Source organism: Chitinophaga sp. RAB17, assembly GCF_052114225.1.
Classification (GTDB): domain Bacteria; phylum Bacteroidota; class Bacteroidia; order Chitinophagales; family Chitinophagaceae; genus Chitinophaga.
This window is the reverse complement of sequence record NZ_JBFREI010000011.1, coordinates 19,029-40,053: the sequence shown is the minus strand read 5'-3', so window position 1 is coordinate 40,053 and position 21,025 is coordinate 19,029. Positions and strand designations below refer to the sequence as shown.

The window sequence follows — 21,025 nt, the reverse complement described above, 5'->3', positions numbered from 1 at the left end:
AAAAAACGCAACTTAGCCGGAAGTATCTGAACAATCCGACTAACATGAAAGCATTTGAAGCAACGGTATTATCTCCTGCTGATATAGATAGTTTATTGCAGCTGCAACAAAATAACCTGGTGCAGCACATCTCTTCCCAAACCGCTAAAACACAGGGTTTCCTGACATTTGAATATACAAGGGATATACTGGAAAGAATGATGACAGATATGTCGCAGCCAGTCATCATATCTGAAGAAACCCTGGTAGGTTATGCGTTGGCAACATCTATCCGGGTGGGAGAAGAAATTGAATTAATGCGCCCCCTGGTAAAAATGGCCAGTGAACTGACCCTGAATGGTAGCCCCGTATCGCAGCTGCGGCATTATTTTATGGGGCAGATATGCATCCGGGAAGGCTGGCGTGGAAATGGTTTGTTCGATGCATTATATGCCGCTCATAAAACATTGTTCTCTCCCTACTTTGATTGTATGATCACAGAAATTGCGGTAGATAATCTTCGCTCCCAGGCAGCCCATGCGAGGGTAGGCTTTCAGAAGATACATACTCACAGAGATGCTACCACCGAATGGGTTGTAGTAGCATGGGACTGGCGACCATAATATCCCGCTTCATTTCTGGTTTATTCTTTGTCCGGGCCCATCGCACTATCTTTGAATATTATACAATACGCCATACACTCCCTTTAGCTAATCTTCCATCTACCCCGAAAACACCCTCCCCGAATTATCTTATATTTATAGTAATCAAAATAATCTGCCATGGCAAAACAAATGTCTATCCTTCCCTTTACGGGAAAACTCGGTCCTCTCATTGGGTATAAGCGCAATGGCCAATACTTCCTGCGCTCGATGCCTGAAAGCGTACGGCAAACGACTGCCACCCGCCGCGCATCCCGGCGCTTTGGCATCGCCAGCAGGAAAGGCGCTTTTATCCGTAAAGCGTTCTACCCCCAACTGGATATCCATTGTGACGGTGGCCACATCAATCGGCTCAACAGGATACTCATTGCTGCCGGCGATCATCATGCAGCCATCACAGGCTTCCGCTTCAATCAGCATGCAGGAGTAGATCGCTTCTTTACGGTGGCGCCACGGCTGTGCAATAACGGGATATTACATATTCCCGCACAAACCATCGCCGGGTATAAAGGTATTGCTGCCCTGGAAGTGAAAGTGATCGCAACGCGTATTGATTTTATATCACGTCAGGTGACAGGTAGCGAAACGGTTACACTCATGATAGCCCCCGATACCACTTTCCAGGAAACAAATGTTTCGCTCGATGTACCGGGGCAGGGTTCACTGGTAGTGGTTTTCCAGGTAAGAGCGATGTACAAAGATGGCCCATCACGCGGCAGACAATATATGGCCGCCGATATTATTGCAGTGGCAGCACCACAAGTGCTCAGATATGCTAAAAAACGTAGGTACCCCAAGCGGACAAGATTGCTTCCTAACCTTACCTATACATACGTATATCCAGCTATCATTCAACTGGAATAAAGCCATCTTGCCCCCGGAGATATTTTGATGAATAACCCCCTTATACCTGCTTTCTTTAAATAGTCTATCTCTTTCCACAGCTCCCCCCTGGTAGGGAAGCAGCATTGCTATGGCCATTTCCGACCTCCATCCGTCTTCTGATGCAATTTCATCCCGGTTATACATCCGGAACTCATCCCCGCATCAAGTCCACCTCTCCTGCGCTGCAACTATAGGTACATAGCGGATGCTAAGCATAGCCTGGACGGAGCCTACATAATGAAAAGGTAATGCTGGCTATATGGGTGTTCTTAATGCACTATAAACTTTATGCTTAAAATTCACACTATCCCCCAGGTTTTCAACTTGATCCAAAGAAACATTTAATGGGCGTTTCATATTTTTTACTATATTTATTATCAATACAATACGCAGCTTTTTCTTTCATTTTTATATCACTTCTTTAATCGTACAACACGTTTAAACATGAAAAAAGTAACGGGCCTTGGCGGTGTATTTTTTAAATGCGATAATCCGAAAAGTATGAACGAATGGTACGCCAAAAACCTTGGGTTGGCTACCAGTGAGTACGGAGCAACGTTTGAGTGGCGGCATGCCGATGATTCGTCGAAAAAAGGAACCACTGCCTGGTGTACGTTTCCGAAGGATACCAAATATTTTGATCCGTCTACCAAGCCATTTATGATTAATTACCGGGTGGAAAATATCGTTGCACTGGTAGAAGAACTGAAAAAGGAAAACGTGACCATTGTTGATGAAATTGCGGAATATGACTATGGTAAATTCGTTCATGTGCTCGATCCGGAAGGGAACGTGATTGAGCTTTGGGAACCCAAAGAAGATTTGGATCCGGATAGCGCGGCAGGATAGAATTTTCTTTGGCATAATTCGTTAGAAGAACATCATTATTTATGGCTGCATATAACGGGGCCGGGTATACGATACCCGGCCCCGTTATATGTACAGCATTTTACACCACTGCGATATTTTTTCACTGCCAGTGATTAAATTTAAGTTATCTCGTGTTTTGTGAATCGGAGTATATATATTCTAAACATAAAATTTCTTATTTTTGAATAGATAGCCTGTAGAATGAGTGACAGTGATTAAATGAAGGTTTGATGAAGGATGCCAGTTTCCATCAAGTTAGTGAACATGAAAAATGAAAGTGTAGCCCTGCTAAACCCTTGCGTATCCGTTTTTTTTATTATCCGCCGTATGATTTAACCTGTTTCCAAACCAGGATTTTGTGAAGTATGCCTGGATAGATTACCGGCTTTTTAATGCATGTTTTTGCTGAATAAAAATGATTCAGTCATGATCCTTTTTGCCCATTCGAACGAATGATTTATAAACCCAAATCTATCCAAAGACAATGAAAAAAAATCTGAAAGGAATTGCCTTGCCCGCATTAGCTGTTTTATTCGCCGGCAGCTGCACAAAAAATCTGACAAGTAACCCGCTCCAGTCAGACGTGAACAAATTAGCCAGCGGAGTTGCCGCCGCTGCACTCACTATTGACACCGCTACCATCACGCTGAACTGGGGTACGGTGTATCAGAAAATAGATGGCTTCGGATCGTTTGCCGGCCGTGCCGTCCCTTTCTTTGAAGCCGCCAGGCGTGATAGCTTTATGCAGTTGCTCTGGGGAGAACCAGGCTTGCAGCTGAATATGATCCGCGGCGAAGTATTGCATACTTATCCGTTTGACAAGCCATCTGGTGTGGTAACGATCAAGCCTGCCGGCGTAAGCATCGATGATGCTGCCAATAGCGCCGCCTACCTGGCCCTGACGGCCGATCAGAAAGAACAGCTGGCACAACTCTGGATCCTTAAAAAAGTGAAAGAACGCTACCAGGTACCCATCATGTTTGCCAGCACCTGGACACCGCCGTTGTATATGAAAACAAATACCAGCAGCGAGAGCGCAAAAAATTTCAACGGACTTAATTACAGCTGCTGTTCCACAGATTTTGCCAACTACCTGGCAGGATTTGTAAAATCATACCAGAACGAAGGACTCAGCTTTTATGGTATTTCACCCACCAACGAACCTGAGAACGTTTTCTCCGACTGGGCTTCTTCTTACTGGACAGCATCGCACCTGGGACAATTTATTACCAATAATCTTCGTCCGGCATTAAATGCACAGTCACTGAATACCACGAAGATCATCTCTTCTGAAAATGCTGCCTGGGGAACTGCTAACAGTTTCCTTTCCGGCATGGATAAAAGTAATGTAGACATTCTCGCCGGTCATGGTTATGTAGAAATAGGCGACCTGATTTTAGGCAAGAGAGGCCTGAATCAGAACCCGGTTACCTGGAATTATGCCACCGGCAACAGACCGGTATGGATGACAGAAGCTTCTGATGATAGTGGTACTTACGATGCCACCATGACAGGCGGTTTGAAGCTGGCCATCAACATGCATAAGTTTCTTGCGGAGTGTAACGTGAACGCCTATGTGTACTGGCTCGGCATGTTGAGTTTTAATAACAATGAATCCCTGTTGGGTACCAATGGCGATGGCACTATTTCTTACCCTAAAACATATGACGTAATGGGGCAGTATTCCCGATTCGTTCATGCTGGTTACTATCGCTTCAATAGTACGCTGGCTAATAATTCAACCCTGAAAATATCGGCCTTTAAAGATCCGGCCACCGGTAAGTTCAGCCTGGTAATTATTAACCCGGGAGGCAATGAAACACATTGCCGGCTGAATCTGTCTGGTTTCGCCGCCGGCAGCATTACTTCGTATGTCACGTCAGCAGCTTCCAGCACGCACTGGCAGCAGAGTGCTGCTATTGCGCCGCAAACGAACGGCAGCTTTGTATTAACCGTTCCCGCTACCAGCGTCATTACTTTTACAGGTACTGCTAACTGATAAATTACGAAGACTACAGCAAAGATGCCGGCAATGATCTGCCGGCATTTTGCTTTATGTTAGATCTCTTTAAAAAAGTATATTTGATGACTATTGCTAGCTATTGTATGGGCATTATTTTATCACCGGGTCATTACTTTGGAAAAGAGCAGCAGTTTAATGAGAATGCTTCCTTTAAACTGAATATTACGGCCTATCAGCCGCAAGTGGAGATCCATGAACATTATCATGAAAATGCTTACCTGAGCTTACTGATCAATGGCAGTTATGAAGAAGTAAACAAAAAGACCAGCAGTGGGATTACTCCCGGTGAAGTGTTGTTCAGACCTGCCGGATACAATCATGCCAATCATTTCCACGACACAGGTGGCCGCTGCCTGAATATTGAATTCAAACAAAACGGTTTGCAGGAGCTCGAATGGAGAGGTCCTTTGCCGGATAAAATGACGGTATATAAGGCCGGCACATTTGATTATTTATACCGGCTTTTGTATTTCTTTTCCCAGGATCCCGGTATCTCCCTGTCGGAAGAATACATTTTAAGCTGGCTATCAGAATATACTACCGATAACATTCCTGTTCGTTTGCCCTGGTTGCCCAGGGTGAAAGCGATCCTGGAAAATGAATTCGATACCCATCATACGATTAAATCTATCGCTGCCAGGGTTTTTGTACATCCCATTTACCTGGCCCGTGCCTTCAAAGAAAGAGAGGGCATCACCATTGGTGAATACCAGCTCAAAATGCGGGTAAGAAAGGCCATGGCGCTTATTTTTACGACCACGCTGCCGGTGACAGATATTGCCTTCGCCGCCGGTTTTTCTGACGCCTCTCACCTGGTCAGATCTTTTCGTTTCTTTTACCTGGCTACTCCCCGCCGGTTCAGGTCACTCCTGAAAAGTTAATCCGGTACCATTTTAATTGTGTCTGGTGCTGTTACTTTGTAAAAAAAAGTATGCGTCCCGTTATTGTCGTTATTTGTCTGTTATTGCCGTTGTGTTTATCTGCCCAGCGCAAGCTGGATTACCAGTTGCAGGTACAGGTAGATCTGTTGCAGAAAACATTTGCGGTGCAGGGAAGTCTTTCTTTTGAAACAACGAAGACCAGTGCAGACTCTGTTGATATTACCATCAGCAGAGGCGTGGGAGAAGTGAAGCTGCAATTGGAGGGAGCGAAGGGCCGCATGGATACCAGCATTAATGCAAGTGGCGATAAGGTGTATCGCTGGTATTTTAGTCAGGCGTTGCCCGCAGGTACCGGCCTGCGATTTACCTACGCTTATGAACGGGGCAGCGCACCCACTTTTCAATACTACCTGGATAGTATCTTCTGTATGGCCGGTGGTTATGGATCGGCATGGTATCCACAGGTGATTTCCCGCGAGGAAGATAGTACTGGTAGTTATACCCGGGGAACCGGCACCATTGCTGTTACCACACCGGCCAATATCATGGCTGTGATGGCGGCTGGTACGCTGAACACGACTGCAGTGGCAGATAAGCGCACATATACTTTCCATTATACCCAGCCGGATATCTTCTCCCTATATATCGGAAATTATTCCCGACAGGAGTATAAAGGCAATCGTTCTTTTTATACTTATAGTTTAAGTACAGCCATTGATGGCAACGATTTGTCACGCAAATCCGCTGCCGTATTGGATTTCCTGTCCGCTCAATTTGGTCCGCTAACTATTCCAAACTTTTCCATTATTGAATTCCCGGAGTATGTGTCGGAGCTGACCGGCATTGGCGGGGCCAGTATCCTGGGTGGGGTAGTGATGCCCACTGGCGCGCTCCGGCAATTCAATTATGCGCTCTTTGGTCATGAAATAGGACATCAGTGGTGGGGGAATAAAGTGAGGTCAAGAGGTGAGCGGGGGGCGTCTATCATTTCTGAAGCCCTGGCTCAATACAGCTCGTTGCAGGTGGTATATCATTTCGATAGCACCCACGCGGCAGATTACCGCAGAACGGGCTATCCTGGCTATATCAAAGATCAATGCGGACTGGGCTATCTGAAGAATGTGGCTGCCGGAAATGACGAGCCGCTGGTGGCATTGACTGGCGCCAATGATCATATCCTTGCGGACAGTAAAGGTTTCCTGGCGCTGGAATTTTTATCAGCCACAGTGGGTAAACCGGTATTTAATAAGGCCATGCAGGTGATTGGTGAAAAGTATAGCAGCAGGGGCGTTAGCTGGGAGGATTTTCAAGGAGAGATAGAAAAGGCATACGGGCATCGGTTACAGTGGCTTTTTGACCAATGGTTCGAAAGAACAGGTGTACCTGAATGGCAAAGCAGCTGGCAGCAGCAGCAGAATAAATTGCGGCTGACGGTGACACAAAAAGACAGCATTTACCAGCTGCCGCTGGAGGTAATGATCAGGTACAGCAATGGCACTACATCTTTGCAACATATTACGATCCGTGATCGCAGTCAAACATTACAACTGCCTGTAAATGGCTCCGTGACAGCTGTTCAGTTAGATCCTTACTTTAAGGTATTACATTGGGAGGAAGCATTGGTACCGATCGCCATGTCGCAGGCCAAAGTGATAAAGGTGCAGAATTTACGCCTTCAGGACAAAAGTGCGGAAGCCATCAGCCTGGCGCAATCCTACCTGAAGGAAGGTATTCCGGATGATAGCGCCGGAGTGGAGTTCACACTGTTATATCAGCTGGGACGTATGACCGCAGTGCAAAATAAGCCGGAAGAAGCCCTGGCTTATTACCAGCGCTCCCTGCAATGTGTGTCGCGCGCACCGGAACTATTGGCCTATACCTATTACCGGATAGCACAACTGGCAGCCGCGAAAAAAGATACCACATTACTGCAATGGGCCTGCGCCAACGCCGTAAAAGCAGATAAACTCAATCACCGGGCCGATGGTATGGAAGCCAGGGCTGCACTGTTATTGGCAACTGCTCCCCGGCATCCGTGAGGATCATTTAATTGCCCCATCTGCCATGGATGGTATTTTCTTCCATCCTCGTAATACCGCTGCCGGTAGAGCGCTCCCGTAATAATTCACCCGCAATGGTATACGGGTGACCCTTTGCCGGATTGGCCCTGCATTGTCCCACAATGCAATCGGTAATTGCGGTAGCTAAAGATAAGCGGGGATAGGCCGTGAAAATGGCGCTGGCTTGTTCTTCCGTAACAAACGCGGTCGTAGGACCGCCAAAGTCCATTACAATTCCGGCTCTGGTTAACCGTGGAACAGGGCCTCGTCTTTCTGCAATGCCCGAAGAGGTGTGCAACGCGATAGCCTGCCATACGATGTCTGCGTCTTGTTCACTAAAAGAATTCCCGGAGAGAAAGAGCAATGCCTGGTCTGCACCCTCTACTTCAAACCGTTGTGGTCCGTTGCCGGGTGCTGTTAATCCCATGTCATGAAATATGCAGGAGATAAATAGCAACTGCTCATTGTAGTCAGGGTCGGTAAGCAGGCCGGTATGAGCGGCATACAAACGCGCGAAAATGAAACTGCGGATACTATGATGATAAACCGGCATGGTTTCATGTGTCTGTACAAATTGCAAAGCCTGGCGGGAAATGTGGTCATCAGGTAAGCGCAGGAGGTCTGTAAGGGTTTGTGGTTGCATGATGTTTTATTTTTAGTGAATAGGCATAACAATGCCATTATGAAAAGGTCTTATTTTCATATCAATAGGTTGGTCAGGGGAGATGGATACCTACGCCCTGTTTATCAGCGATGATCTTTGGCCAGCGCTGTCCGGAAATTCTTTCTGTAATCGCTGGGGGAAAGCAGGAGTTGTCTTAAAAAGATCCGCCGCATCGACACCAGGCCTCCAAAGCCGCATTTTTCTGCAATGACTTCTATGTTGAGGGTGCTGTCTTCGAGGTATTTCCGGGCGAGTTCCACCCGGATTTTTTCTATGAACTTTGCGGGCGATAGTCCGGTTTCACGGGTAAACATCCGGCTGAAATTGCGGGTGCTCATATTCATTTGTTGCGCCAGCTCCACTACGCCAATTTTGGTATGCGCATGTTTTACCACCCAGGACCGAAGAGGCCCCGATAGGGTGTTATGAATAGCATATCCTGGCAGTAATGCACCGAAGGAAGCCTGTGAGCCGGGTTTCTTTAAGTAAAGGACCAGTTTGCGTGCCACCTGCGCGGCGAGGTCTTTGCCATGGTCTTCTTCTATGAGCGCCAATGCGAGGTCCATGCCGGAGGATACGCCACCGGAAGTATAGATGTTATCGTCCTTAATAAAAAATGGATTGGGATTTACCTGTACCCTGGGGTAGCTGTTTTGCAGTTGTTCGCAGTACTCCCAGTGTGTAGTGACCTGCCTGCCATTCAGTAACCCGGCTTTTGCTAACGCAAACGCGCCTACGCAAACAGAACCTATTCTTCGTATATGCTTTGCCGTGGTAGCCAGCCAGGCATAAAATTCATCATAGTATTGACTGTTTTCTGCTTCATTGTCGTAGCCTGCCACAAGGAGGGTGTCGATGGGCTGCTGAATGCCCAGTACAGAGGTGGTGCAACTCAGCTGTATCCCCGCGCTGCAGGTGATTCGGGTAGAACGCCCCGGAGAGGCCAGTAATACGTCATAATCTTCGCCGGCGGCTCTGGCGGCCAGCATTTTGCCGGCCGTCACAAATACGTCCACCGGCCCCGCAATATCCAGTAAAATATTACCCGACATAATAACGATGACGGTGAGCTTTCGGTCCCGGATGATGGGGGCAGGTGGTGTTGCGCGTTTCATAATGTAAAAGTAAGAAGCTGGCAGCTTGTCTCAAACGACATAAATTATACAATTTAGGCCAGAACGTCCTTTTATATTTTCCCCGCTATTGGGCAGCATGGTAGCGTAACTGCACATGATACACGCCATTCCGGTATTTACGGGTGTAGGTGCCGGTAATATGCCGGTAGGCCGCTGAGCCACCGGTAATCGGGAAATCATGATCCGGGGCAATGGTATCACCGGGAGTTAAATTAAATACACCGGTAGCAGAAATGCTGCCGTCAGGAAACTGGAAGACGGTGGTCGTCACACAATCGTATTGGCCGCTATGACCGTTTAGATACATGCTGGAGAATACATCCTGGGTGATGGAGCGGCTGCTGTCGCTCCCATGACAGATGGCCAGCGCCTGTTCAATAAATCCATTGTATACACCGGCTGTCGTTTGCTGATGGTTATACAGGGTGTCAAACTGTTTCTGGATATCCGGTTGCTGGTAAGTGAGCGAAACAACTGTTTCACTGGAATGCCCGGGCTGTTTGCAGGCGAAGCAGAACACCACCATGCAGGTAAAAAGAATGGTTTTCATAGTACTGGGTATTGATGAGTATTCCCCCTTAAATTAAGATATTTTTCATCACGGAATACAAATTCAATATCGCTTTTATTGGCCGGTGAAACATACTGGGAGAAAGCCTGATAGACCGCAGCAGCCCTTTAATTAAACAGCGGTCACAGAAAACGTTGTTGGATTAACTCCATGAAAGCCGGCCTGAACTTGTCACTCAGTGGGATGCTTTTCCCTGCAATAAAAATGTGATTGTCCTGGATCTTATCAATCCGGCCAGTGTTCACGATGTAGGAATTATGTACCCTGATAAAAGGAGGACCCAGCTGTTCTGCAATATCTTTCAGTCGTTTATATACCAGCGTTTCTCCTTTAATAGTCACTACCCGTACATATTCCTTTTCTCCTTCAAAGTATAATAACTCCGGTAATCGGATCTGCTGCAATGTTTTACCGGATTTTACAAAGAAGTAATCGGCATCTGTTTGTTGCGTGGGAATATCCGGCAAACGGGGATGGCTCAACGCTGTTTCTACTTTTTGCCTGGCTGCCAGGAAACGCTTCAATGTAATGGGTTTCAGCAGGTAGTCGATGGTCTGGAAATTATAACTGGCAGCGGCATACGCGGTATATGCAGTAGTAAATACAATTTTTAAATCCGGTGGTAATAAGCCCGCGAGTTCCATGCCATCCAGTTTGGGCATGTTGATATCCAGGAAGATCAGGTCTGCTTTATTGGTTTTCAGAAAAGCCAGGGCCTCCAATGCGTTATAGCATTTTGCCAGCAGCTGCCAGTCGGTCGTTTGCTGTATATGCAGCTCCAGCAGGTTGACTGCGTTGGGTTCATCATCTACTATGATACATTTCAAACTCATATGGGAACAGATAAAAAGGCGGTGAAATGAGTCGCTGACTTATCCGTCTGCAACGTATAGTTGTTACCGTATAACAGTGTTAACCGCTTCCGCAGATTATCAATCCCGGAACCATGACTATAGGCTGCCGTATCTTCCGGCAGACTGTTCTGCGTAGAGAAAAGCAACCGGTCATCCTGTTGTGTCAGCGAAATATGGATGACATTATGCATACTGGTTTTATCAATGCCGTGCTTGAAAATATTTTCTACAAAGGTCATCAGCAACATAGGAGGAATACTGCAGCCTTCTGATACTTCACGGGTGAAGTTAAGCGTTATTTCATGCCGGATGCGGATCTTCTCTAAGGCAATATAGTTCTCCAGGAAATTTATTTCGGCAGATAAAAATACCAGGTCTTTCGGACTTTCGTCTACAAAATATCGCATGATTTCAGACAAACGTTCTATCAACACCGCCGTACGTGGGGCTTCCCGGTACGCTTCGTAATAGATGTTGTTTAACGTATTAAACAGGAAATGCGGCTGCACCTGTGATTTCAGGAGGTTTAGTTCCGTTTTTGCATTTTGCAGTACCAGCGCAGCTGCCTGTTGCTTCAGCGAAAAATATACGATGGCCATCCTGAAAATAAAGCTGAGCAAAAACAACAATGGTATTCCTGCCAGGTACCGCAGCAGGATGGGGAATGTTATCGGCTGGGGCGTAGTGGTAAACCAGGTGTTATAGATCCAGCCCGACAGGTAAGCGCGAATTAATCCTGTTACCAGTAGAAATAACAATACCGCAAAAATATACCCCACTATGCGACCCTTCAAATATAACTTCGGATACAGCCAGCTAATGTTGCCGTAGATGATGACTACATAAAAGAGCCCATTCATGGAGGAGAAAACGGCGGCTTGTTTAAAGCCGTCTTCCGGTAACATCGAAAAGAACATCATTAAAAGTACAATCAGCCATAGTAGCCATTGCAGACGGGTGCTCGTTGTCATCTCCCTGAAAAATTGCATGCCTCAATTTACGAAGGTTTTGAACTTATCCCGCAGGGTAGCTCTTTTAAATAATCGCCTGGTCCCTATTATTCAACGAACAACGATGGAGGTTCAACCGTCTTCGGGATATTTTCAACCATCACCGGGTGACGCCCGGAAAATGCAACCATTTAAAATATAGCGGGGAGCATTGAATGTATTTTCAAATCTCCCGAAAACAGGAAAACTTTGATACCAGTTGATCACCTATGTTTCCATTTAGGGATCATTCTTCTTCATTATTCAACTTAAAATCCCAACAAGTATGTATCTGAAGTCCTGTAAACGAATATTTTTACCGGCAGTTATTGCGTGTTTGCTGATTACCTCGTCCGTTACAGCCCAAACGGATACGATCGATCAGCAACATCACCGGCTGAACACCAGCTTCCTGAAGCCAGGCGTAAAACAGTACCTGGTGTATTTCCAAAGCCCTGCACATGCCAATAAGCTGAACCTGAGTTTGTGGGTGCGTGAAATTGAAAAGACCAGCAGAAACAATGAACCAGTATTCCGGATTACGCAGCACTGGTACGGTGAAGATACCGCCCGGTATGCGGTATTCAGCTCCGTTAACACCGTAGCGGACTTTTCCCCCTTATACCATGCAGAAACCAGGGGGACGGCGCAGAAGGCCTATAACTGGTCCAAAACCGGTATTACAGGCGATAATACCCCCGATAATAAGGCGGCAGATTTTAAACTCGGTTTTGAACGCCCTAATTATAACTGGCACCTGGACATAGAAACATTTGAAATGTTGCCCCTGGCTGCCGGCAAAACTTTCCTGATCAACTTTTACGATGCAGGCCTGGAGCCGCCAAAATACGTGACGTACAAGGTAACAGGCAGTGAGGTATTGCAGACACTGAATGGTCAGCAAACAGACTGTTGGAAATTATTTACGGAAGGAGATGCTCCGATGGGGGGGCATTATACCCAGACTTTCTGGATCAGTAAGTCCGGTCATGAGTTACTGAAGGAAGAAGATAGTTTTGGTGGCATGTACCGGTACAAAGTGAAGCTCCCCGGATTAGCACCCTACCTGGAAGAACGATTTGTGCAAGCGAAATAAAACAAGGATGATAAGCCGTACAAACAGTTTTATGCCTGTTTGTACGGTTCATCCCGATAATGCCGGCTAACCATTTCAACCGTTCCCGGTATTCCACAACTCTTACAAACCTGCTCCCCACAGGCGCGCCCGCTTCTTCTGCCAATAGCATATAGGATACTGTTTTATAAATATCCTGTGCTGTCATCAAACTTTTCCTCTCTGAAATCGTTATAAGGCAGTACCCCGGAGAAAAGCATACTCCGGCACACAGGCATCACACATTTCAGCATCATTAAAAGGCAGAAAAAATGGACATCCAACAGTTTGAAGATAAAGGACTGGCGCATTACTCTTATGCTATTTACAGCGAAAAAGTCAATGAAATCATTTTGATAGACCCCTCCCGGGATGTAACGCCTTACCTGGATTATGCAATCTCCCTGAATGCAAAAATCAGCGGGGTGATTGAAACACACCCGCATGCCGATTTTGTCAGCAGCCACCTGGAATTGCACCAAACTACCGGTGCGAAGATCTATTGCTCTCAGCTGGTGGGTGCTGCCTATCCGCATACCAGCTTTGATGAAGGAGATAAAATTATATTGGGAGATATCACGCTCAAAGCATTGAATACACCCGGCCATTCGCCGGATAGTATCAGTATTGTGCTGGCCTATGCCGGAGAAGACAGGGTGGTATTCACGGGAGATACTTTGTTTATTGGTGATTGCGGCCGGCCGGATCTGCGGGAGAGTGCGGGTAATGTCACCGTCGGGAGAGAAGCATTGGCGCGTATGATGTATCATTCTCTCCGGGAAAAATTAATGGTGCTGGACGATGATGTGCTGGTATACCCTGCACATGGCGCCGGTACACTTTGTGGCAAGTCGCTCAGTGAAGAAGACAGTAGCACCATTGCAGCAGAGAAAGTAAGCAACTGGAGTCTGGATGAGTTGACAGAAGCGGAATTTGTAAAGGAACTATTATCCATGCAGCCATTTATTCCAAAATATTTCCCCTATGATGTAGACATCAACAGAACGGGGGCGGCGGTGCTGGCAGCCTCTCTGTCAAAGGTGCCGGTTATTTCCGGAGCGCCTGTGTTTGATGCAGGAACGATGATCATTGATACCCGGCCGGAAGCCATTTTTAAACAGGGGCATTTGCCCGGTGCGGTGAATCTGCAGGAGGGGGGTAAGTTCGAAACGTGGCTGGGGAGTATAGTGGCTCCCGGGGAACCTTTTTACCTGCTGGCAGGCGAGGAGGTTGTTTTGCAAAGCGTGATCAGGAAGACCGCCAAAATTGGCTATGAATCATTTATAAAAGGGGCTGCGGTGTATGCGGGGGGATCGGAACAAATAGATGCTATACCACTGGCCGATTTCAGGGCTCATCCGGAAAATTATACTATTGTAGACGTACGCATGGCCACAGAAGCGGCGGAATACAAAATTTTCGATTCCGCTATATCGATTCCACTGGATGAATTACGGGAACGTACCAACGAAATTCCTGTAAACCGGCCTGTAGTAGTACATTGTGCCGGTGGCTACCGTAGTGCAGCGGGCAGTAGTATCATTGCAGCTGCGCTGGGAGACCAGGTGAAAACATATGACCTCGGCAATGCGGTTAAACAATTTGAGCCTTAGATAACTGCGCTGTGCCGCGGTTGCTTATGGGCCAGGTGCTGCACGCCCCAGTCATACAGGGGCATCACCACGGCTATCAGGGAATGGCCCTGAGCTGTAAGCGTATATTCCACTCTGGGCGGAATCTCCGCAAATATTTCACGGGTGAGTAGTTCATCCTGCTCCAGCTCACGCAGCTGATTGGCCAGCATCTTGCGGCTGATACCCGGTAGTTGTTTTTCCAGCAGGCTAAACCGGTTAACACCCTGTGTAATCAGATGCAGGATCATAGGCTTCCATTTACCACCTATAATGTTCAGTGTAAGTGCCATCGGGCATAACGCCGGCGGATATATTAAAACCGGGGACATCTCTTTTTTCATATTCCTTTCATTTTAGTGCAGGTAACTATAAAAGTGGCTAAGTGAGTTTTTGGTTACCTATGGGGACTTCCGTCGATTAGCCACAACTTTGTAGAAACTTATACGATGAAACCACTACAAAGAACCACTTTTTTTACGGCCCTGCTGTTATTATTAACCGCTGTTCATCACGTTTACGGCGCGATTATCTATCATACCCACTGGCGGTTGCATGTCCTGTTTGTAGCCATACCGGTCATGTTACTGGTATACCTGCTGGACCGGCTGTTACGGAAGTATCCGGATAGTTATCCGCTTTTGGTATGCTATCTGCTTTCGGTACTCTTGTTTCCTTTGCTGATCATTGGTTTATACGAGGGCGTATATAATCACCTGGTTAAAAATATTGTTTTTTTAGTAACCGGTAACAATTCTTTTTTCCTGCTGCTGTTTCCGCCACCGGTTTATGAATTACCAGGTGATTTCTGGTTTGAGGCCACGGGTATATTACAGGCATTTCTTTTTTATCCGCTGTTAATGAGTTTTAGTAAGATGATAAAATCAGCGATCCATTACCGGAAACAAATCATATAACAATTGTTGTCGCATAATACCCCATACTTTGCCTTGTTTGCACCCCTTACTATTGATAAAATGATGGTAGATTTACAGGAGTGTCTTTATTGAGCAGGCCGCTGTGGCTTGTATTCTTCATCAGAAAAATATTTTTTATGTTCAGGAACACAAAAGCATTCAGTGGATTTTCTGTGAATAATCTGCAACAGGCAAAAGATTTTTATCAGCAAAAATTAGGATTGGAAGTGGAAGGAAACGGGGAGTATATGCTGACCTTAAAAATTGCCGGTGGTAACAATATACTGATCTATCTGAAACCGGATCATACCCCTGCTACATTTACCATTCTTAATTTTCCTGTGAGTAACGTGGAAGAGACAGTAGATAAGCTGACGGCGGCAGGTGTTAAATTTTTACAGTATGAGGGAGCCATCAAAACAGATGCAAAAGGCATTCACCGCGGGGATAGTGATCCTACTGTCGCCTGGTTTGCAGACCCCGCTGGTAACATACTTTCCGTTGTTAGCCAGTAAGCAGGAGAAAAGGTAGTACGCGTTATAATGCCGGTGTGTATCAGACACACCGGCATTATTATTTTATTATTTTTCAAATATAATTTTTACATTAGGCCGTTATCATGTGAATGTATCATGTTTGTGACATGCCCATAACCTGTATTCTTTACAACCTCATACTTTAAACATCAAAAAACAATGAACAAGACAATTTTATTTTCTGCTGCCATGGCAGTGACAATTGGATTTGCAGCCTGTGGTGGTGGCAGTAAGCCGGCTAATGACAGCACTGCGACATCAACTTCCAAAGTAGCATTGAAAGATGATAAGCTCAGTGGTTTTATGCTGGGTGGTATTTATTTTATAAACGGCTACGGTGGTCAGGAAGAAGTAAGCAAAAGGATCACTGGTGCTGATAAACAAGCTATCATTGATGGCTACAAGGAAATACTCGAATTTCCTTTTAAACCGGATGATGCAGCCGGTGCGCAAGGCATGCTCAAAGATGCCTGGGGTGTCACAGATAAAACTACACTGTTGAAAAGCCTGGATGAATTGACAGCAGGAGATGCTAAAAATCCGCATCGCGCCTGGGACTATGCACGTATCGTAAACAATGCCTGCATGGGATATGCTGCAGGTTATATAGGAAAGGAAGAGGCGGAAAAATATATCAGCGCTACTTTGCCGCTGGCCCGCAAAGATTTTAAAACATGGGATAATTACTTTGCAGACTGGCTGGCAGGTCGTAAAGTATGGGGCGGCGATGAAAGCCATACCAAGGAGTTTGAAGACCTGACTAAAACCATCACCAAAGGAGATAATAATATTTACCAGATATTACCGCTGAACTAAGCGTTATTTTTTTATGAAGAAGGTTGTACTGCGTCTGGTGGTACAACCTTTTTTAGTAATTTCAAGGCTCGTCTCTTACCTAAAGCATCATGCATACTTATATCACTGGCAGTCTGTTGTTATTATCTGGCTGTATGGCCTGTCATCCGTCTGTGAATAACATGTCCGCCGTTACAACGGAGCAAGCAATCCGGAATAAGGACAGTGCTATCTCAGCGGAAATCATGAGTGCTCCTCCACCTTCACCGAAAATAATTATATACGACCTGGATCAGGATCATAAGCCGGACACTATCCGTCTGGCCACCACCGGAAAGAATGGAAACTTTTACTGTGCAGATGAAGTTACTTTTTCCCTGACACGGGGAGGAAAAAAGACTTTTTCGGATGGCTGCTGGGGCCAGGTAGATAGTAGTTTTCAGAAGATGAACCATAATGCTGTTGCATCTGCCGAGGTTTTTATCTACAAAAAACAGAAGCAAACCTGGGTGCTGATTTTTGGAGAAAGGGATGTTTCCTCTACTGAACCAATGGCAGTTATACGCATTGAGGATAGTCAACCTGAAATGATCCTGCATACAGAAATAGATTTCCCCGTAGCCGTAGGAGACGACAATGCGCGGCACCAGGTACTTTTGATAGGTAAAGGAGTGTCGGAGAGAGAGGGTGGTGACGACAGTCTGCATACGACTATATTTAGCTATGATCCTTACTATGTATATAACCTGGAAGAGGATGGAAAGATTGATAGCATAGCTATGGAACAATACAACCGTACACATTATGTGTGGGCGGGCTGGGGGCCTGCATCGGACGCACGGGTGATGGTCTGTGAAGATGGCCGGCGACAGTTGATAAGGAAATAAAAGCGGGTTCGCTTAGTTTTTCCTACTTTTGTCCGCTAAATAAGGAAAATTTATGGCTACTAAGATTACAGTTAACAACAATGGTTCACTTAAAATAGAAGGTGAGTTTGAAATCGTGGACAAAAACGGCAACAACTACGACCTGGGTGGTCGGGAAGCAGTAGGTATCTGCCGTTGCGGTTTGTCTGCCAATAAACCTTTTTGCGATGGTTCTCACAAAGGTCATTTCGAGCATGATGCGGTAGCATTTGCACTGCCTCCTAAAAAATAGTGAATAGCAACGATACTTACAGGCTCAGGGAAGCGGTTACAACCGGCTGCTCTGAGCCTGTTCTCATTTTAATGCACTCCATCTGATATGGTCGAAATAAACACTTTTGCACCTGTTTTTGCAAGGTAAATAATTGCACTTTTGTGAGATATTTATAGCCAGAGACATATGGATATCCGTTTTTTCCAGGTAGACGCATTTACGAATCAGCCTTTCAAAGGCAACCAGGCGGGCGTATGCCTGCTGGAAAGCATGCCGGACGATGCTACGCTCGCCGCCATCGCCGCAGAAAATAACCTCGCCGAAACCGCATTCCTGCTACCGGAGCAGGACGGATATCGTTTGCGCTGGTTTTCTCCATTGGTGGAAATTCCGCTCTGCGGACACGCTACCCTTGCCAGCGCGCATGTATTATGGGAAGCCGGGCTGGTACCCCCGGAGACAACCATTCAATTTTATACGCTGAGTGGTGTGCTGACAGCCAGTCGTAGTGGCGACTGGATAGAACTGGATTTTCCTGCCAGGGACAGTGAACCGGCTGTTTTACCGGAGCTTTGGCAGCCCATGTTTGCACAAACGATCGTGCATGTGGCGTATAGTGTAGACCGTTATATTGTGGAATTGGCATCCGACAAAGCAGTGGCTGATTTTAAACCGGACCGGCAATTATTGCTGGCTCATAAATGTATTATTACTGCCAGGGCCGCAGCAGACTCCCGGTACGATTTTATTTCCCGTTTTTTTGCAGGTCCCATAGGCATCGACGAAGATCCGGTGACCGGCTCTGCACATTGCAGTCTCGCTCCTTACTGGGCCGAACGCCTTCATAAAAATGATTTCTTCGCCTACCAGGCATCTGCACGTGGTGGTGAGCTGAAAGTGCTGCTACAGGGTGATAGAGTATTGTTGAAAGGAGAAGCAATCACTGTGATTGAAGGGATTTTCCGTATATAGTTTTTGACCATCATAAAACCCAACACATGAGTCAGTACGAATTATTTAAAGACCTGCATTACCAAACCACGCCATTGTTGTTAGGCAATGCCTGGAATGTAGCCAGTGCCCGGATACTGGAGGATAACGGCATCACTGCTATCGGTACTTCCAGTTCAGCTATCGCCGATACCCTGGGTTATAAAGATGGAGAACAGATTCCGTTTGCTGAATTGCTTTTTATCATCGAAAAAATAGCCCGCCATATTAAGGTGCCATTATCAGCAGATATAGAAAGAGGATACAGTAGTGATCCGGCAGTGGTGGTACAACATATTGAGCAGTTACATGATATCGGCGTAGCAGGCATTAACCTGGAAGATTCTGTGATGGCAGACAACCTCGTTTTAGCACCGATAGATGCTTTCAGCCGCAAACTCAGCTTCATCAGAAATGAACTTTCCCGCAAAAATATTCCCCTGTTTATCAATGCCAGGATAGATACTTTTTTGCTGAATGTACCGGACCGGCTCAACGAAACTTTCGCACGCATCAAGGCATTTGAAGCAGCAGGCGCCGATAGTATTTTTGTGCCTTTCATCCGCGAATTATCTGATATCCGCGAGGTAACTGCTGCTACTGCTTTACCGGTGAATGTGTTATCTATGCCGGAACTACCTTCGTTTGCCGCATTGGCTGAAGCAGGTGTAAAAAGAATCAGTATGGGTGGTAGTGTATACCGGTCCGTGAATGATCACCTTAAAAAGGTAGTACATGATATTACAGTGGCAGGATCATTTGCAGGCGTGTTTCAATAAGGGCAGGAGGTATGCTTTCATCAGCATCAGGAGTAGTTTAACAATGGTCAACGCATCCCGTACGTTTTTGGGCACGCTCTCCGGGGCGTGCTTTACTTTTTAAATATCCAATAGCCCAGCACCAGCCATAAGAGCCCTTTTATGAGGAAGAAAAGGAATCCCCAGAAGCCAATTCTTTTGAGCCACTTAATAATTTTTTCTTTCCTGTTATTATTTGCCGTCATAACAAAACGAAAATACAAATTTTTCGGTTAGATAAATGTATCTTAACCGGCTAATATATATTCCTGCTTATGAAATTATTGTTATGGTCAGCGACCATTCTGGTTACGCTGAGCCACTCCCTGACAGCACAACAGCTGGGCCGTTCCCCCAGCAGAGCCAATAATACCAACAGTACAGATATCAGCGATAAACCAGCTATCAAATGGCAGTTTAAAACAGGAGGAAAAGTAGTGTCTTCCCCGGTGATCAACGGGCATTATCTTTTTATCGGCGCAGCAGATTCCTGTATGTATGCGCTCGACCGTGATAACGGGAAACAATACTGGAAATTTAAAACCAACGGTGCCGTAAATGCTACTGTGGCCTGCGATAGTACTGCAGTATTTTTTATGAGTGAAGATGGCAACTTTTATGCGCTCGACATGCATACCGGTAAACTCCAGTGGACCTTCAAAACAAAAGGGGAGCATGCTACCGATCCCTGGGACTATTTTCTATCCTCCGCTACGGTACATCAGGGTATCGTATACGTAGGCAGTACAGATGGTCATATCTATGCATTAAACGCCCGCACCGGCAAACTGCAATGGAAATACCTCACCGGTGGCGCCGTACATGCGGCACCTACTATAGCAGAAAATATTATCCTGGCCGGCAGCTTTGATGGCTTCTTTTATGCAATCAATACGGATGGTTCGCTGCGCTGGAAATTTGATACTATGGGAGAAAGATATTTTCCGGTGGGAGAAGTGCAGTTTCACGCGGTAGTAGCAGACAGCTGTGTTTATTTCTGTGCACGTGATTATAACGTATATGCGCTGCATCTTCGTACCGGTAAAGGATTATGGGTATATCATGAATCCGGTAGCTGGACCAGCGTGCCCAGTCTGGCCGGCAAGCGCCTGCTGGTATCTACCTCCGATACTCACCGCGCCCTTGCCTTTGGTGCGGCCTACGGTAAACTGCAATGGCAGGCGCCTGTACGTTTGAATGTTTTCAGCAGCATCACATCGACTAACGACTACGGCTATATGGGAAGTCTGGATGGTAAAATTCAGAAGATGAGTCTGCGCACTGGTGAAAGCGTATCTATTTTCCAAACCGCTGCCAGCAAACAGCAGGAGGCCCGCTTCTTTAATCCGGCTACCAGCGAATTATTTCCTGACCTGATGGCCAGATATAAAGATGATTATATAAAGATGTACACCGATTTCCTGGACATGGGCAGCATCTTATCTACTCCCTGGCTGGAAGAAGGCGTGCTCTTCTTCGGGAGTACCGACGGGAATGTATACGCGTTGCAATAAAGAATTACGAATTAGGA

Annotated in this window: 22 protein-coding genes; 16 read left to right on the top strand and 6 right to left on the bottom strand. The window is 46.2% G+C overall.

Features of this window, described 5'->3' with window-relative positions; genetic code table 11:
- Positions 1 to 44 precede the first annotated feature (44 nt).
- The 6 genes from AB4Z08_RS28120 to AB4Z08_RS28095 all read left to right on the top strand — a co-directional run bounded on the left by AB4Z08_RS28120 (position 45) and on the right by AB4Z08_RS28095 (position 7,339).
- The gene (locus AB4Z08_RS28120; RefSeq protein WP_441577116.1) at positions 45 to 602 is read left to right on the top strand and encodes a hypothetical protein; all 558 of its coding nucleotides are present in this window, start codon (positions 45 to 47) and stop codon (positions 600 to 602) included.
- 159 nt (positions 603 to 761) lie between these two features.
- A complete protein-coding gene (locus tag AB4Z08_RS28115) occupies positions 762 to 1,505 on the top strand; it encodes a hypothetical protein (RefSeq protein ID WP_441577115.1) in 744 nt (247 codons plus the stop codon).
- A 465-nt stretch (positions 1,506 to 1,970) separates the two neighbouring features.
- The gene (locus AB4Z08_RS28110; RefSeq protein WP_441577114.1) at positions 1,971 to 2,375 is read left to right on the top strand and encodes a VOC family protein; all 405 of its coding nucleotides are present in this window, start codon (positions 1,971 to 1,973) and stop codon (positions 2,373 to 2,375) included.
- A gap of 505 nt (positions 2,376 to 2,880) precedes the next feature.
- Entirely contained in the window at positions 2,881 to 4,395 is a 1,515-nt protein-coding gene (locus tag AB4Z08_RS28105; RefSeq protein WP_441577113.1) for a glycoside hydrolase, read from the top strand.
- 86 nt (positions 4,396 to 4,481) lie between these two features.
- Entirely contained in the window at positions 4,482 to 5,300 is an 819-nt protein-coding gene (locus tag AB4Z08_RS28100) for a helix-turn-helix transcriptional regulator (RefSeq protein WP_441577269.1), read from the top strand.
- Between the two features lie 50 nt (positions 5,301 to 5,350).
- The gene (locus tag AB4Z08_RS28095; RefSeq protein WP_441577112.1) at positions 5,351 to 7,339 is read left to right on the top strand and encodes a M1 family aminopeptidase; all 1,989 of its coding nucleotides are present in this window, start codon (positions 5,351 to 5,353) and stop codon (positions 7,337 to 7,339) included.
- 7 nt (positions 7,340 to 7,346) lie between these two features.
- Here AB4Z08_RS28095 and AB4Z08_RS28090 read toward each other — a convergent pair whose 3' ends face one another.
- The 5 genes from AB4Z08_RS28090 to AB4Z08_RS28070 all read right to left on the bottom strand — a co-directional run bounded on the left by AB4Z08_RS28090 (position 7,347) and on the right by AB4Z08_RS28070 (position 11,556).
- Positions 7,347 to 8,003, bottom strand: coding sequence for an HD domain-containing protein (locus AB4Z08_RS28090; protein WP_441577111.1), 657 nt, complete (start codon positions 8,001 to 8,003; stop codon positions 7,347 to 7,349).
- A gap of 104 nt (positions 8,004 to 8,107) precedes the next feature.
- Positions 8,108 to 9,139: a GlxA family transcriptional regulator gene (locus tag AB4Z08_RS28085; RefSeq protein WP_441577110.1), complete on the bottom strand. Its 1,032-nt coding sequence runs from the start codon at positions 9,137 to 9,139 to the stop codon at positions 8,108 to 8,110.
- A gap of 85 nt (positions 9,140 to 9,224) precedes the next feature.
- A complete protein-coding gene (locus AB4Z08_RS28080) occupies positions 9,225 to 9,710 on the bottom strand; it encodes a hypothetical protein (RefSeq protein ID WP_441577109.1) in 486 nt (161 codons plus the stop codon).
- Between the two features lie 143 nt (positions 9,711 to 9,853).
- Complete coding sequence (locus AB4Z08_RS28075; protein WP_441577108.1) at positions 9,854 to 10,564, bottom strand: LytR/AlgR family response regulator transcription factor; 711 nt, start codon at positions 10,562 to 10,564, stop codon at positions 9,854 to 9,856.
- Positions 10,561 to 11,556, bottom strand: a complete 996-nt coding sequence (locus AB4Z08_RS28070; RefSeq protein WP_441577107.1) for a sensor histidine kinase — start codon at positions 11,554 to 11,556, stop codon at positions 10,561 to 10,563. The genes AB4Z08_RS28075 and AB4Z08_RS28070 overlap by 4 nt, the downstream gene beginning before the upstream one ends.
- Positions 11,557 to 11,860: 304 nt before the next feature.
- Here AB4Z08_RS28070 and AB4Z08_RS28065 point away from each other — a divergent pair, with 304 nt between their 5' ends.
- Together AB4Z08_RS28065 and AB4Z08_RS28060 are read left to right on the top strand one after the other, a co-directional pair.
- Positions 11,861 to 12,670 carry a DUF3108 domain-containing protein gene (locus tag AB4Z08_RS28065; protein ID WP_441577106.1) on the top strand — a complete coding sequence of 270 codons (810 nt, stop codon included), beginning with the start codon at positions 11,861 to 11,863 and terminating at the stop codon, positions 12,668 to 12,670.
- Between the two features lie 290 nt (positions 12,671 to 12,960).
- The gene (locus tag AB4Z08_RS28060; RefSeq protein ID WP_441577105.1) at positions 12,961 to 14,301 is read left to right on the top strand and encodes an MBL fold metallo-hydrolase; all 1,341 of its coding nucleotides are present in this window, start codon (positions 12,961 to 12,963) and stop codon (positions 14,299 to 14,301) included.
- On the opposite strand, the gene AB4Z08_RS28055 is transcribed toward AB4Z08_RS28060, so the two are convergent.
- Positions 14,298 to 14,663, bottom strand: a complete 366-nt coding sequence (locus tag AB4Z08_RS28055; RefSeq protein WP_441577104.1) for a winged helix-turn-helix transcriptional regulator — start codon at positions 14,661 to 14,663, stop codon at positions 14,298 to 14,300. The genes AB4Z08_RS28060 and AB4Z08_RS28055 overlap by 4 nt on opposite strands.
- Positions 14,664 to 14,768: 105 nt before the next feature.
- Between AB4Z08_RS28055 and AB4Z08_RS28050 the strand changes: the two genes are divergently transcribed.
- From AB4Z08_RS28050 to AB4Z08_RS28015, 8 genes are all read left to right on the top strand, one after another.
- Positions 14,769 to 15,236 (top strand): hypothetical protein, encoded by a 468-nt coding sequence (locus AB4Z08_RS28050; RefSeq protein WP_441577103.1) that lies wholly within the window; start codon positions 14,769 to 14,771, stop codon positions 15,234 to 15,236.
- 137 nt (positions 15,237 to 15,373) lie between these two features.
- On the top strand, positions 15,374 to 15,751 hold the full coding sequence (locus AB4Z08_RS28045) for a VOC family protein (RefSeq protein WP_441577102.1): 378 nt from the start codon (positions 15,374 to 15,376) through the stop codon (positions 15,749 to 15,751).
- Positions 15,752 to 15,931: 180 nt separating this feature from the next.
- On the top strand, positions 15,932 to 16,588 hold the full coding sequence (locus AB4Z08_RS28040) for a DUF1266 domain-containing protein (RefSeq protein ID WP_441577101.1): 657 nt from the start codon (positions 15,932 to 15,934) through the stop codon (positions 16,586 to 16,588).
- Between the two features lie 89 nt (positions 16,589 to 16,677).
- Complete coding sequence (locus AB4Z08_RS28035; RefSeq protein WP_441577100.1) at positions 16,678 to 17,454, top strand: hypothetical protein; 777 nt, start codon at positions 16,678 to 16,680, stop codon at positions 17,452 to 17,454.
- A gap of 52 nt (positions 17,455 to 17,506) precedes the next feature.
- Positions 17,507 to 17,725 carry a CDGSH iron-sulfur domain-containing protein gene (locus tag AB4Z08_RS28030; protein ID WP_331967438.1) on the top strand — a complete coding sequence of 73 codons (219 nt, stop codon included), beginning with the start codon at positions 17,507 to 17,509 and terminating at the stop codon, positions 17,723 to 17,725.
- Between the two features lie 168 nt (positions 17,726 to 17,893).
- The gene (locus tag AB4Z08_RS28025; RefSeq protein WP_441577099.1) at positions 17,894 to 18,679 is read left to right on the top strand and encodes a PhzF family phenazine biosynthesis protein; all 786 of its coding nucleotides are present in this window, start codon (positions 17,894 to 17,896) and stop codon (positions 18,677 to 18,679) included.
- A 26-nt stretch (positions 18,680 to 18,705) separates the two neighbouring features.
- The gene (locus tag AB4Z08_RS28020; RefSeq protein WP_441577098.1) at positions 18,706 to 19,476 is read left to right on the top strand and encodes an isocitrate lyase/PEP mutase family protein; all 771 of its coding nucleotides are present in this window, start codon (positions 18,706 to 18,708) and stop codon (positions 19,474 to 19,476) included.
- A 293-nt stretch (positions 19,477 to 19,769) separates the two neighbouring features.
- Positions 19,770 to 21,008, top strand: a complete 1,239-nt coding sequence (locus AB4Z08_RS28015) for an outer membrane protein assembly factor BamB family protein (RefSeq protein ID WP_441577097.1) — start codon at positions 19,770 to 19,772, stop codon at positions 21,006 to 21,008.
- Positions 21,009 to 21,025: the final 17 nt, after the last annotated feature.